This is a genomic window from Promicromonospora sp. NPDC057488, from assembly GCF_042802395.1.
GTDB lineage: Bacteria > Actinomycetota > Actinomycetes > Actinomycetales > Cellulomonadaceae > Promicromonospora.
Genome location: NZ_JBHVEG010000048.1, coordinates 1 through 12,502 on the forward strand (window position 1 = coordinate 1; position 12,502 = coordinate 12,502).

12 protein-coding genes are annotated in these 12,502 nt (G+C 72.8%); 7 read left to right on the plus strand and 5 right to left on the minus strand.

Annotated elements, in window-relative coordinates; all coding sequences use genetic code 11:
• Together hrpA and ACFU5G_RS12320 are read right to left on the minus strand one after the other, a co-directional pair.
• Positions 1 to 2,028: ATP-dependent RNA helicase HrpA (hrpA, locus tag ACFU5G_RS12315; protein WP_377244408.1), on the minus strand; the 2,028-nt coding region annotated here is incomplete at its 3' end.
• Positions 2,029 to 2,170: 142 nt separating this feature from the next.
• On the minus strand, positions 2,171 to 3,757 hold the full coding sequence (locus tag ACFU5G_RS12320) for a glycoside hydrolase family 76 protein (RefSeq protein ID WP_377244411.1): 1,587 nt from the start codon (positions 3,755 to 3,757) through the stop codon (positions 2,171 to 2,173).
• Positions 3,758 to 4,061: 304 nt separating this feature from the next.
• Between ACFU5G_RS12320 and ACFU5G_RS12325 the strand changes: the two genes are divergently transcribed.
• Both ACFU5G_RS12325 and ACFU5G_RS12330 read left to right on the plus strand, forming a co-directional pair.
• On the plus strand, positions 4,062 to 4,535 hold the full coding sequence (locus ACFU5G_RS12325) for a hypothetical protein (RefSeq protein WP_377244414.1): 474 nt from the start codon (positions 4,062 to 4,064) through the stop codon (positions 4,533 to 4,535).
• Complete coding sequence (locus tag ACFU5G_RS12330) at positions 4,532 to 5,125, plus strand: hypothetical protein (protein ID WP_377244417.1); 594 nt, start codon at positions 4,532 to 4,534, stop codon at positions 5,123 to 5,125. Before ACFU5G_RS12325 ends, ACFU5G_RS12330 begins: the two co-directional genes overlap by 4 nt.
• A 57-nt stretch (positions 5,126 to 5,182) precedes the next feature.
• On the opposite strand, the gene ACFU5G_RS12335 is transcribed toward ACFU5G_RS12330, so the two are convergent.
• The 3 genes from ACFU5G_RS12335 to ACFU5G_RS12345 form a co-directional block, all read right to left on the minus strand.
• The gene (locus ACFU5G_RS12335; RefSeq protein ID WP_377244419.1) at positions 5,183 to 5,860 is read right to left on the minus strand and encodes an HNH endonuclease family protein; all 678 of its coding nucleotides are present in this window, start codon (positions 5,858 to 5,860) and stop codon (positions 5,183 to 5,185) included.
• Between the two features lie 249 nt (positions 5,861 to 6,109).
• Positions 6,110 to 6,730 carry a hypothetical protein gene (locus ACFU5G_RS12340; RefSeq protein ID WP_377244422.1) on the minus strand — a complete coding sequence of 207 codons (621 nt, stop codon included), beginning with the start codon at positions 6,728 to 6,730 and terminating at the stop codon, positions 6,110 to 6,112.
• 194 nt (positions 6,731 to 6,924) lie between these two features.
• Positions 6,925 to 7,203 carry a hypothetical protein gene (locus ACFU5G_RS12345; RefSeq protein ID WP_377244425.1) on the minus strand — a complete coding sequence of 93 codons (279 nt, stop codon included), beginning with the start codon at positions 7,201 to 7,203 and terminating at the stop codon, positions 6,925 to 6,927.
• 320 nt (positions 7,204 to 7,523) lie between these two features.
• Here ACFU5G_RS12345 and ACFU5G_RS12350 point away from each other — a divergent pair, with 320 nt between their 5' ends.
• The 5 genes from ACFU5G_RS12350 (at position 7,524) to ACFU5G_RS12370 (ending at position 12,364) form a co-directional block, all read left to right on the plus strand.
• Positions 7,524 to 9,503, plus strand: coding sequence for a D-alanyl-D-alanine carboxypeptidase family protein (locus ACFU5G_RS12350; protein WP_377244428.1), 1,980 nt, complete (start codon positions 7,524 to 7,526; stop codon positions 9,501 to 9,503).
• Positions 9,504 to 9,506: 3 nt separating this feature from the next.
• The gene (locus ACFU5G_RS12355) at positions 9,507 to 9,845 is read left to right on the plus strand and encodes a DUF2087 domain-containing protein (protein ID WP_377244432.1); all 339 of its coding nucleotides are present in this window, start codon (positions 9,507 to 9,509) and stop codon (positions 9,843 to 9,845) included.
• A gap of 75 nt (positions 9,846 to 9,920) precedes the next feature.
• Positions 9,921 to 10,388, plus strand: coding sequence for an aminoacyl-tRNA deacylase (locus tag ACFU5G_RS12360; RefSeq protein WP_036971044.1), 468 nt, complete (start codon positions 9,921 to 9,923; stop codon positions 10,386 to 10,388).
• A gap of 297 nt (positions 10,389 to 10,685) precedes the next feature.
• Positions 10,686 to 11,033, plus strand: a complete 348-nt coding sequence (locus ACFU5G_RS12365) for an STAS domain-containing protein (protein WP_377244435.1) — start codon at positions 10,686 to 10,688, stop codon at positions 11,031 to 11,033.
• Positions 11,034 to 11,110: 77 nt separating this feature from the next.
• A complete protein-coding gene (locus ACFU5G_RS12370) occupies positions 11,111 to 12,364 on the plus strand; it encodes an FAD-binding protein (protein WP_377244439.1) in 1,254 nt (417 codons plus the stop codon).
• The last annotated feature ends 138 nt before the right edge of the window (positions 12,365 to 12,502 follow it).

Consider the following 12,502-nt stretch of genomic DNA (forward strand, 5'->3'; position numbering starts at 1 on the left):
TGTCGAGACCTCGTCCGGTCTCGACAGGCTCGACCCGCGGTCCTGGCGGTTCCGCGGCTGGAACGACATCTCGATACCCAGCGGCTTGGCCATCTCGCGGAGCTGCGCCACGACGTCCTGCCACTCGCGGATGCGCAGGAAGTTCAGGTACTCCGCCTTGCACTGCCGCCGGAACGCCGAGCTGGACAGGAGCCGCTGCTGCTCCCGCACGTACTCCCAGAGGTTGAGGTAGGTGAGGAAGTCGGAGCGCGGGTCGGCGAACCGGGCGTGCAGCTGGTCGGCCTGCGCGCGCTGCTCGGCGGGGCGCTCGCGGGGGTCCTGGATCGACAGCGCGGCGGCGACGATCGCCACCTCGCGGGCGACGCCGTGCCGAGAGCCCTCGATCACCATGCGCGCCAGGCGCGGGTCCATCGGGAGCTGGGCGAGGGTGCGGCCCACGTCGGTGAGCCGGGTGACGCCGTCGACCTCCTCCAGCGCGCCGAGCTCGGTCAGGAGCTGGACGCCGTCGCGGATGGCGCGCGTGTCGGGCGGCTCGACGAAGGGGAAGCGTGCGACGTCGTCGGGCGTGCTGACGACGCCCACCGAGATCATCTGCAGCAGCACGGACGCCAGGGAGGTGCGCAGGATCTCGGGCTCGGTGAACTCGGGCCGGCCGTCGAAGTCCTCCTCCGAGTAGAGGCGGATCGCGATTCCGTCGGCGACCCGGCCGGAGCGGCCGCTGCGCTGGTTGGCCGAGGCCTGCGAGACCGGCTCGATCGGCAGCCGCTGCACCTTGGTCTGCTTGGAGTAGCGGCTGATGCGCGCCGTGCCCGGGTCCACCACGTAGTGGATGCCCGGGACGGTCAGCGACGTCTCGGCGACGTTCGTGGCCAGCACGATGCGCCGCGAGGCGTGCTGCTGGAAGACCCGGTGCTGCTCCGCGCTCGACAGCCGCGCGTACAGCGGCAGGATCTCGATGTGCTGCGGGTGCTTCGGGTCGCGCGCACGCTCCTTGTAGTGGCCGGCCAGGCCGTCGGCGGCGTCGTGGATCTCGCGCTCGCCCGAGAGGAACACGAGGATGTCGCCGCTGCCCTCCCGGAGCAGCTCGTCGCAGGCGTCGATGATGCCGGTGACGAGGTCCTTCTCCTCGTCCCCGCGTGCCTTGCCCTTCTTCTTTGCCGGCCGGTCGGACGACGAAGCCCGCTCGCCCTCCGTACCCGTCTCGCCCTCGTCGGGCGACAGCGGGCGGTACCGGATCTCGACCGGGTAGGTGCGGCCCGAGACCTCGACGATCGGGGCCAGGTCCGGGAGCACGTCGGTGACGTACTCGGGCGCCCCGCCCCGCTCCGCCAGGGCCGCGGGGGAGAAGTGCGCGGCGAACCGCTCGGAGTCGATGGTGGCCGACGTGATGATCAGCTTGAGGTCGGGCCGCTGCGGCAGCAGCCGCGACAGGTACCCGAGCAGGAAGTCGATGTTGAGGGACCGCTCGTGCGCCTCGTCGATGATGATCGTGTCGTAGGCCAGGAGCTGCAGGTCGCGCTGGATCTGGGCGAGCAGGATGCCGTCCGTCATGACCTTGACCAGCGTCTCGTCGCTGGACTGGTCGGTGAACCGCACCTGGTAGCCGACGACGCCGCCGAGCTGCGTGCCGAGCTCCTCGGCGATGCGCTCCGCGACGGTGCGCGCGGCGAGGCGGCGGGGCTGGGTGTGGCCGATCTGGCCCTCGCGCCCGCGCCCCAGCTCGAGCGCGATCTTGGGGATCTGCGTCGTCTTGCCGGAACCGGTCTCGCCGGCCACGATCACGACCTGGTGGTCGCGGATCGCCGCGGCGATGTCCTCGCGCCGGGCGGAGACGGGCAGCTGGGCCGGGTAGGTGATGTCCGGCATCTCGACGGCGGCCCGCTTGGCGGCCGCCGCCGCGAGCTGCGCCGCGGAGACGCGCTGCGGCCCGGATCGCCGCGGGCGGCGGTTCTGGTCGCCGGTCCGCCTGCCCGAGCCGCGGCGGTGGTTCCGCCCTCCGCCCGCGCGACCGCGATCGCCGTCGGACACAGGGGCGGAAGAAGGCTCGGTACTCACAACCCCTCATTCTCCCAGGAACGGCAAGATGATTTGCCGCGGGGTCCCGGAACGGCCCCCTCCCGTGTCAGACGTACAGGTCACGGGGGTGACCTGTACGTCTGACACGTGGGGTCTAGCCGGCCTCGGCAGCGTTCATCAGGTCCAGCGCGCCCTGCTGGCAGCCGTGCCCCGTCGCGGGCCGCACCAGCGGCCCGGCCCAGTGCGGGCCGTACATGCCGAGCGAGTCGCGGTCGTTGCCGTACGCCGCGTCGGCCTGCCGGTCGAGGTAGGCGCTGTACGGGCGGTCGGCCAGGTAGGCGTTGAGCTTGCCCAGCCCGCGCACGTAGGCCCCCTTGAACGACGCCCCGTCGCTGTTGCAGTCGTCGCCCTCGTTCACCTCGCGGAGGATCCCGCCGGGGTTCAGGTAGGACGACCCGGTCGAGGCGTCGGCCAGGTCCCGGGCGGTCTCCAGCAGCGCCGCGTCACCGGTGGCCCGGTGCAGCTCGGCCAGCGCCCCGAGGATCACGCCCTGGTTGTACGTCCAGGTGGGCTGGCCGTTGTTGGCGCACGAGTCGTTCAGGCCGTCGTTGACCAGGTTGCCCGAGCCGATCATGCCGCTGTCCCGGAACCACTCCCACCCCTCCTGCGCTCGCTGGCGGTAGGTGGTGTCGCCCGGGATGCGGTTGTGCAGCGCCGCGTTGAGCTGCACGTACAGCTCGTTGGTGATCGCGTTCTTGTACGCGATGCCGGTGTTCCACTGCACGCCGCCGCCGCACTTGCTCGTCCAGTAGGCGCGCATGTGGTCGGCGTCGGCCCGGGCCGTGCTCAGGTAGCGGCTGTCGCCCGTGAGGTCGTAGGCGGCGACCCAGGCCAGGCCCCACCAGCCCGTGTCGTCCAGGTACTCGTTGCGGAACTGGCCGTCGCGCGAGCTCACGTTCTTGTCGTAGGTCTGCGCGATCGCGTACCGGTAGCTGCCCATGCCGCTGATCCGGGCGTTGTCGATGACGGCGGTCAGCGCGTTGGCCCCGGTCCACCAGCCGTTGGTCTCGAACAGCCCCGTGTCGCGGTCCCACAGCATCATCAGCGCGGTGGCGGCGGCCGTGGAGCGGCTGCCCGCGTTGCGGTCGTTGCGCGCCCAGCCGGTGCAGGCGATCTCGGCGCGGTCGCCCGCCTTGCCGCAGGCCCGCAGCGCGCCGACGCCGGTGTTGTTCCAGTCGTCCACGTTGTACATCTGGGTGCGCCAGCCGGTGGAGCCCGCCGGGGTCGTCGTGGCGCCCAGCCGGCTGCCCGACGCCCACGTCCGGCCGCCGTCGAACGAACGGTCCAGCCAGACCTCGTCGCCGGGCTGCCCGCCCTCGATCGAGCCCCAGCCCATGACGTCGGGGTCGGACACGTGCAGCCGGATCGTGCGGCCGTGGACCGTGGTGCTCACCGGCACCCGGTCGCCCGCCGCGGCCCCGGGGTCCCGGGCGTCGCAGTAGATGTCGCAGATCTCGGCCAGGGCGGCGGCCCTCGTCCCGGTCCCGGCGACGACTGGTCCGACGGCGCCCGCGCCCGCCGGTGCCGCGTCTGCCGGCGGAGCGGGAGCCAGCGAGACCGCCAGGCACGCGGCGGCCAGGGCGGCGGCGAGGCCGAGGGCGGGTCGTCCGGACCGCCGGCCGGGGTGTCTCCGGAAGCGTCGGTGCGTGCGGTGCGAGGGCGTCTCTGACAGCGTTGTCATCGGTTCTCCCTGTGCTCGTATGTCGTCCGTCGGTTGGAGAGCTGAGCAGTGCGAACGCGGCCCGCCGGGCCGCGGCCCGACCAGACTCACCGGTCCGCGCGGATCCGTCAACAGCCGCCGGGGCCCGCCGCGGGACCCGGGTGTGGCCTGCGAGGCGGGCCCGGGGATGGGGATCGCTCCCCATGTTGTCTCCGGCAGATGCCGCCTAGGCTGCCGAAAATCCCTGTGAAGTGCGGGGATGCCGGAGAGGGAGCTGGATGGCTGAGCAGCTGAGGGTCGACGTCGGCACGCCGGAGCGCACCCCATGAGCCCCGAGACCATCGCGCGTTCCGTACGACGGCTCACCGCCGCGGGTGTCGGCTGGCCGACGACGCGCCGGGTCGCCATCACGGTGCGGCTCGCCGGCCTCGCCGACGTGATCGCGCTCGGGGACGCCGTGGTCGTGGGGCCGACGGCGGCCCGCGACGCCGTCGGGCACGTGCTGCGCACCGCGGGCCGGGAGGCCGACCCGGCCGCCGCGCTCCGCGAGATCGCCAGGATCCATCGGGTCCTCTCGGTGCTCGACCGGCTCGAACCGGAGCCGTCGGACGGCCGGCCGACAACGAGGCCGGCCGCGTCTCCCGCACCCGCCGACACCGCCGCCCGGGCCGAGCCGGTAGCGGTGGACCACCCGGCGGGACCCCGGCCGCTGCCGGTCCGCCAGGTGGACCACGCCCGCCCGGACCCCGGAGCGGGACCGGCCGACCCTGCCGGCGCCGCCGGCGAGGGCCCGGCGTGAACCTGCTCGAGCTCATCGACCTGTGCGAGAGCCGGATCGACGGGCTGAGCCGCAGGCGCCAGGGCTTCGAGCACCTGGACGTCCCGGAGTACGTCGAGATCCTGACCGAGGACCTGCGCACGGCGTCGTCCGACTGGGACACCGCCGTGGGCCACCTGCCCGGCGGGAGCCCGGCGGAGGTGCGGGGGAGGGCACGCGCCGTCCGCGACGCCGCCACGGGGCTGCGCACCATGCGCACCGCGCTGCGCGCCCCCGGTGCGACCACGTCGGGCACGCGGGGCCTCGACGCGATGGCCGACACGTTCGACGACTACGCGGTCGCCCTCGAGTCCGGCCAGGCGCGGCACATCGCAGGCGTCGCGCGCCTGCGGGTGGCCCGGCACGTGGCGGCCCGGCTCGCCTCGGTCGGCGGGACGGCCCTGCCCGAGGAGGTCGACGCCGTCTCGCGGGCCGCGATCGGCGTCGTGGACGCCGCCTGCGCCGGGTACGCGGCCTGCCGGGACGCCTACCAGGCCGTGCTCGACGCCGAGGAGACGCTGCGCCGCACGCTCGCCCGGCTGTCGGACGCCCAGGTCAGCGAGGTGGCCTGAGCGTCCGACCGGGTCGCCGGCCGGCCAGCGGGTGCCGGCGGCGCGGCAGGACCGGGCTCAGTACGAGCAGCTGTCCAGCAGCGGCTGCAGCGCGGCCTTCTCGGCCGCGTCCACGCTCAGGCCCCAGCGCGACTTCGTGTGGATCCACATCTTCGAGTACGCGCAGCGCTTGCTCGCCAGCGGCGGCACCCACTCGGCGGGGTCCTTGTCGCTCTTCGAGCTGTTCACCTCGGCCGTGACCGCGATGAGCTGCGGCCCGGTGAGGTCGTTCGCGAAGTCCTGCCGCCGCGCCGTCGTCCATCCGTCGGCGCCCGAGCGCCAGGCCTCGGCCAGGGCCACCACGTGGTCGATCGAGATGTCGGCCGGCGCGGTGCGGGTCTGGCCGTCGTACTCGCTGTACCAGCTGCCCGACGTCGGGTAGCAGTCGCTGCCCACCTCCACGCCGTCGCCGTCGCGGCGCAGAACGGTCTCGCGGGTGGTGCAGCCGTCGACGGTGATCCAGTGCGGGAAGAGGTCCCGGTCGTACGGCGCCGACTCGCTCTCGGCGCGCACCGGGAGGGCGTCGAGCTCGGACTGCGCCACCGCCTTGGACGGGAGGCCGGGCGGGTAGGCGCTCGCGGCCTGGGGATGCACCACCGTCAGGAGGGCGACGAGCGCCAGCGCCAGGGCCGACGCGACGAGGTGGCGGGCGCGGTGGCCGCGCCGGAGGTCTCGCTGGACGACGAGCTGCGACATGGGACAGACCTTCCTCGAGACTGACCTGGGCCCGTTCATGGTCGAGGCGTCCGGTGACACCCAAATGACCATCATGTGTAGGTTAGCGAAATTTCACCCGTTCTGACCAAGTCGTGAGACCTGAGCCGGCCGCGGCTGCCCGGGCAGAGCACGAGGTCCGCTCCCACCCGGCGGTCCGGCACGGTGTCTGGGGAGAGACCGTGCGGGAGGGCTCGGGGGAGGCGGACCTCGGCAGGGGTGCGGGGTGGCTCAGATGGCGCCGGCGGTCAGCAGGCCGAAGTAGTAGCCGATGCCGACCAGGATCAGGGCGCCGACCGTCTCGACGATGGCGAGCGCGAGGCCCCACCTGGCGAGCCACAGGTCGAAGCCCTCCTTGCCGGCGCGGGCGACCGCGATGGCGTTCAGGATGACGCCGATGATCGGGAGCGCGGCGAGGAAGAACGTGACGAGGCTGAAGACCGTGGTCTGCGGGTCCTCCTCCTCTTCCTCGACGACGGCCGGGGCGGGCGCGGCGACGGCGGCCGCGGCGGCCGGTGCGGCGACCTCGGTCGAGGTGGCGGCTGCGGGGGCCGCTGCCACGGCGGCAGCGGGCACGGCCTCGGCGACGACGGCCGGAGCGGTCTCGACCGGAGCAGTCTCGACCGGAGCCGTCTCGGCCTGAGCGGTCTCGACCGCGGCGGTCTCGAGCGGAGCGGTCTCGGCCACAGCGGGCGCCTCGGTGGCCGGCTCGGAAGCGGGGGCCTCGGTCTCTGCCTTCGCCTCGGACGTCGCCGCCGCCTCGGCGGACTCGGTCTCCACGACCTCCGTGGCAGCCGTGGCCGCGTTCTCTTCGGTCGCGGCCTCGGGGGTCGTGGTGTCGGGCGTGGTCATGGTGGTAGTGCTCCCCTGGTTGGCAGGTAGTCGGAAATGTCAGGCCATATTGTGGAGTATCCGATTGGTCTTGGATAGGGCACCGACATCAGGCCTTGGAACGACAGAGGCTGTCGCCCCGCGGGAGCGACAGCCTCTGTGCTGTGGGTGGTGCTGCCGGGCGCGCGTGGCCGCCCGGTGCGCGCTACCTCAGGTCAGACGCCGGCGCCGGCCGGCAGCGAGAGCGCCGCGATGACGCCGACCGCGACGAAGACCAGGTACAGCACGGTGAAGATGATCGAGAGGGCCAGACCCCACTTCGCGAGCTTGCTGTCGATGCCCGTCTTGCCGGCCTTCGACACAGCGATCGCCGAGAGGATGATCCCGATCGGGGGCGCGACGAACGCGAGGACGAAGCCGACGATCGCGATGACGTTCGCCTGCGGGTCCTGCACGGTGCCCTCGACTGCGGGTGCGTTGGGAGTCTCGGTCATGGGGGACTTCCTTTCACGGCCACACTTCCGGCCGCTCGGTTGCGGGCGCGATGCGCCCGTACGGACCCGGGTCAGTGTGAAGCATCCGAGATGCACCAGGAAGACTTCATTGCGTTGTACGCCCGAATCGTTACTCTTGTCGCTGGTGGGGCGTCACCGACGTCCGGCGTGCGCCGTCCGCTGCCTCCGGGCAGGGCGGTTCACCTGGGCGCCGATAATTACTCCACCCGAGTTCACCAGATCGTGATACTGCTGTGTAAGGATCCGAAACGGCATGCGCCGCGCTCCGGCAGGCAGCGCACCGACCGAGGGGGAGACGCGTGAACCAGGCGAAGTCGCTCGTTCCACACGTACCCCGGACCGGCCTGCGCAGGTATCTCCGGCGGGCCTGGACCGGCGCCGTCGCCACAGCAATCGCCGCGGGCGTGCTGGTCACGGCGGCGGCGAGCGTTCCTGGTACGCAGGCCGCCCGCGACGGCGACGACCTGCCGATCCGGCTCTACGGCCTGCTGCAGAGCGTCACGGTCGGCGAGACCGAGACCGCCCCGCAGGGCGTCACGCTCGCGCAGATCGTCGCGGTGCTCGAACGCGCCGAGCAGGAGGCGCAGGATCAGGGGCCTGCCTTCAGCCCCACCGTGGCGCAGGCCGCCGCCGAGCTCGGCATGCTCTACACGACCTACCAGATGCAGCAGCTCGCGTTCGGCGAGAACAACGAGGGCCTGCGCGTCGAGGACGCGCCCGCGCGCGGCACGGGGCCGGACGCCGAGACCCCGTCGCGCGGCTCCGACCGGGACGACGACGCCGACGGGCGTGGCACCGGCCAGGAGGACGCGGACGACGAGAACGCGGGCCAGGACGACTCCGGCCAGGACGACTCCGGCCAGGACGACTCCGGCCAGGACGACTCCGGTCAGGACCGCCCCGGCCAGGAGGAGCCCACCCAGGACGAGACCGGGACGCCGTCCGACGACGACACCCCGCCCGCCGTCCAGGTGTCGAACGACCGCACGTCGGTGATCGACCCGGCGGAGGACGACCCGCACGCGGGTTATGTCACCTACGACGAGGTGGTCATCGCCGCCGTCCGGCTGGCGAACATGCTGGACCCGTCGGTGCCCAACGCACTGGTGGAGGTCGAGGGGCTCGGCGGGCTCGGGCAGCGGGCGGGCGTCTCCCTCCGCGAGAGCCTGCTCGACGTCGTCTCCGCGTTCGGTGGCTCCACGCTGGGCTACTCCAACGGCCGCATCCCGACCGACGTGCTGTGCCCGCTGAGCTTCGCTCCCGGCCACATGCTGCGCTGCGACGCCGCGGAGCGCTTCACGGCGCTCAACGCGGAGTTCGAGAAGGAGTTCGGCTACTCGATCCCGATCACCGACTCCTACCGGTCCTACGAGCTGCAGGTCGCGGTGGCGAAGACCAAGCCGCACCTGGCGGCGGTCCCCGGCACGTCGAACCACGGCTGGGGCCTCGCGGTGGACCTGGGCAACCCGATCGCGGGCGGCGCCTCGGCCCAGTACGTCTGGCTCCGGCTGCACGGCCCCGACTACGGCTGGGACAACCCGTCCTGGGCCCGGCTCGGCGGCGCCAAGCCCGAGCCGTGGCACTTCGAGTTCTTCGCTGCGGGCTCCGTCCCGAACCGCGCGATCGACCCGTCCGACGTCGGCACCTGGACGCCGTCCGACTCGGCGACCCCGCGCTACAAGCCGTCGCCCGACCCGAAGCCGAGCGGCGGGAGCAGCGCCGGCAAGCCCGCGAAGCCGTCGGACGAGCCGGGCGCCAACCCGCCGTCGCAGAAGCCGCCGAAGCCGACGCCCAAGCCCACGCCGAGCGACCCGAAGCCGACGGACCCGACGACCAAGCCGACGCCGAGGCCGACGCCCAGCCCCGACCCGACGGACCCGACCGAGGAGCCGTCGCAGGAGCCCAGCCCGGACCCGAGCGACGACCCCTCGGAGGAGCCGACGCCGGACCCGAGCCCGGACCCGTCCGAGGAGCCGACCCCCGACCCGTCCGATCCCGAGTGCGAGGTCGAGGTCCCGGCCGGGGCCACGGCCGAGGAGAAGGCCGCGGCGGAGAAGGCCGCTGCCGAGGAGGCTGCCGGCGACGCCTCGGAGGACACGGACGCGACCTGCTGCGCGGATCCCGCCGACCCGGCCGGGTCCGACACGGACCCGACGACCTGCCCGGAGGGGGACCCGGCGGGCACGGCCGACGCGACGTCGTCCAGCCTGCTCGGGACCATGTCCAAGTCGACCGTGGTCCGGGCGAGCCGCCGGCCCCGCCGGCCGGAGCTGAGCTGACGGATGTCGGCGGAGCAGACGTCGGGCGGCCGGGCCGCGGGCGAGCCGGTCTCGGGTGAGCCGGCCCCGGCCGGTGACCCCCGGCGGTTCCTGCGCTCCGGGCGCCTGGAGGCCCTGCCGCGCCGCTGGCGGGACAAGGTCGCGGTGACGCGGTACCTGGCCGCCCAGGCGCTGCCCAAGCTGCTGGAGCCGGTGACCGAGCGGGAGCTGACGGACCGGCTGCGCGAGCTGTCCTACGACCCGGCGGGTACCCGGCGTGCGATGGTTGACCACGGACTGGTGCAGCGCACGCGCGACGGGGCCGAGTACTGGCGCACCGAGCGCACCGAGTACGACGCCTGACGGAGCGCCGCACAGGAGATACCTTGACCATATTGCGAGACAACGAAGACTCGCGTTTTCAGGATAGGAAATTCCATGAGTGAAGAACGAGCTGTCGCGGCGCTCGAGGCGGCGGGCATCCCGTTCGAGATCACCCGGCACGGTCAGGTCGCGAGCCTCGCCGAGGCGGCCGCCGCGCGCGGGGTGGAGCCCGCGAAGCTGATCAAGACGATCGTCGTGCGGCGGGCCGACGACGACTTCCTGTTCGTCCTGGTCCCCGGTGACCGGCAGATCTCGTGGCCCAAGCTGCGGGCGCTGCTGGGCGTCTCGCGGCTGTCGATGCCGAGCAAGGACGTGGCCTTCGAGGTCACGGGCTATGAGCGGGGAACCATCACCCCGTTCGGGTCGTTCCACAGGTGGCCCGTCGTCGCGGACTCCCGGCTCGGCGAGCCAGGGCCCGTGTCGATCGGCGGAGGTGCTCACGGTGTGGGTGCCACGCTCGATGCCGTCGACCTCACGTCGGCGCTCGGAGCCACGATCGCGGACGTGACCGACCCCGTCTGAGCCGCGTCCCGGACGGGCGCCGAACGGGCCCGCACCATGCGGAGGGTGGTAGTTCTCCTCCGTGCAACGTGACCGTAACGCCTTGGGGGTGGACGTAAGCCCGGTGTCGGGTGAACACTCGCCCTAGGCAATTCTTGCCCTGCCGGGGCAAGGGGTGGTCAGACAGCACCAAGAAGTGTCCAAGTTGACGTTTACGTCAGTTGTGCAGAAGCAAGTGTCAACGAAGTCGAGGCCCGACCAATGCAGGACGGAGCGAATGACCCCATGGACCCTCTCCCGTCAGACTCAGCGCAGGACATGGTTCCCGGACGCCTGGGATCCGGAATCGCCTGCCGGAACACCTACGAGGGCACGGTGCTGACCCTCTGGGGTGACATCGACGCGCTGCTGCGCGAGAACGCGAGCGAGGCGATGGCCACGCTCGCAGCACGACCCGACCCCGATCCCGTCATTGTCGACGCCCGGGACGTCACGTTCATCGACTCCTCCGGGGTGGCCTTCATCCTCCAGGTGTTCGTGCTCGGCGAGGAGACGGGATCGCCCGTCCAGCTCCGGGAGCCGTCCGCCGTCGTCATGGAGGTCCTGGACATGGTCGGCATCAGCCAGCGCATCCCGGTGGTGCGCGGCGCCGGCGCCAGCGCCTGAGCCCTACCGAAGCACCACACCGAAGCACCATGTGAACGGCCGCGTCCGAACGGGCGCGGGAGTGGCACCCTGGTCCGGTGAAGAACTGGGCAGCGAACCTCACGTACTCCTCCGCGCGCACCGAGCGCCCCCGGACCCTCGCGGAGCTTGCCGGCATCGTCGCCGGCGAGCCCCGCGTCCGGGCCCTCGGCTCACGCCACTCGTTCTCGGACGTCGCCGACACCACGGGCGTGCACGTCCAGCTCGACCTCCTCGACGACGGCCGGCCGGCCCTCGAGGTCGACGCGGCCACGGGCGTGGCCTCCGTCCGGGCCGGACTGCGCTACGGCGACGTCGTCGCCGGGCTGCACGCCCAGGGCCGCGCCCTGACCGCCATGGCCTCCCTGCCGCACATCTCCGTGGCCGGGGCCGTCGCCACCGGCACCCACGGCTCGGGTGACGGCACGCGCTCGCTCGCGGGCGACGTCGTCGGGCTGGAGCTGGTGACCGCCTCCGGGGAGGCACTGACCCTGCGCCGCGGCGACGCCGACTTCCCGGGCGCCGTGGTGGCGCTCGGCGCCCTCGGCGTCGTGACGCGCGTCGAGCTGGCCACGGTGCCGACGTTCGACGTGCGGCAGGACGTGTTCACGGGCCTGTCCTGGGACGCCCTGGCCGAGAACCTCGACGCCGTCATGGGCAGCGCGTACTCGGTGAGCGTCTTCACGAGCTGGTTCGAGCCCGACGTCCGTATGGTCTGGTGCAAGTCCCGCGTGGACGACGGCGTGGGCGCCGCCCCCGCGCTGCTCACCGACCTGGGGGCCGTCCCGGCGGCCGGGCCGATGCACCCGCTGCCCGACGTCGCCGCCGTCGCCTGCACGGAGCAGGGCGGGGTGCCCGGGCCGTGGTTCGAGCGGCTGCCGCACTTCCGCCTCGACTTCACGCCGTCGCTGGGGGAGGAGCTCCAGTCGGAGTACCTGCTCCCGCGCGCCGCGGGGCCCGACGCCGTCCGCGCCGTGCGGGCGCTCGGGGACCGGCTCGGCCCGCTGCTGCTCACGTCCGAGATCCGCACCGTCGCCGGCGACGACCTGTGGCTCAGCACGACTCCCGGCGACAGCCTCGCGCTGCACTTCACGTGGAAGCAGGACTGGCCGGCCGTGCGGGACGCGCTGCCGGAGCTGGAGGCGGCGCTGCTGCCGCTGGGCGCGCGCCCGCACTGGGGCAAGCTGTTCACGGTTCCGGTGACGGACCTCCCGGGCCTGTACCCGCGGTTCAGCGACTTCGCCGCGCTGGCGGGCCGGCTCGACCCCGCGGGCACGTTCCGCGGCGGCTATGTGGAAGAGCTGCTCGGGTAGGGGGGCGCACCGCGACGGACAAGTTCGCCGAACGGGCCGGCTGGGCGTCTTTGCAGGTCAGGCGCAGTGCGAAGGGCGAAATGTAACAGAAACATGCCCTTCATCACAGTGTGACAATGGTCTCTAAGTTGCGGGTTT

Coding starts and splice junctions, on each gene's coding strand:
- ACFU5G_RS12365 (WP_377244435.1), top strand. CDS start 10,686: ATGGTTCCCGGACGCCTGGGATCCGGAATCGCCTGCCGGAACACCTAC.
- ACFU5G_RS12345 (WP_377244425.1), bottom strand. CDS start 7,203: ATGACCGAGACTCCCAACGCACCCGCAGTCGAGGGCACCGTGCAGGAC.
- ACFU5G_RS12325 (WP_377244414.1), top strand. CDS start 4,062: ATGAGCCCCGAGACCATCGCGCGTTCCGTACGACGGCTCACCGCCGCG.
- ACFU5G_RS12355 (WP_377244432.1), top strand. CDS start 9,507: ATGTCGGCGGAGCAGACGTCGGGCGGCCGGGCCGCGGGCGAGCCGGTC.
- ACFU5G_RS12320 (WP_377244411.1), bottom strand. CDS start 3,757: ATGACAACGCTGTCAGAGACGCCCTCGCACCGCACGCACCGACGCTTC.
- ACFU5G_RS12360 (WP_036971044.1), top strand. CDS start 9,921: ATGAGTGAAGAACGAGCTGTCGCGGCGCTCGAGGCGGCGGGCATCCCG.
- ACFU5G_RS12340 (WP_377244422.1), bottom strand. CDS start 6,730: ATGACCACGCCCGACACCACGACCCCCGAGGCCGCGACCGAAGAGAAC.
- ACFU5G_RS12335 (WP_377244419.1), bottom strand. CDS start 5,860: ATGTCGCAGCTCGTCGTCCAGCGAGACCTCCGGCGCGGCCACCGCGCC.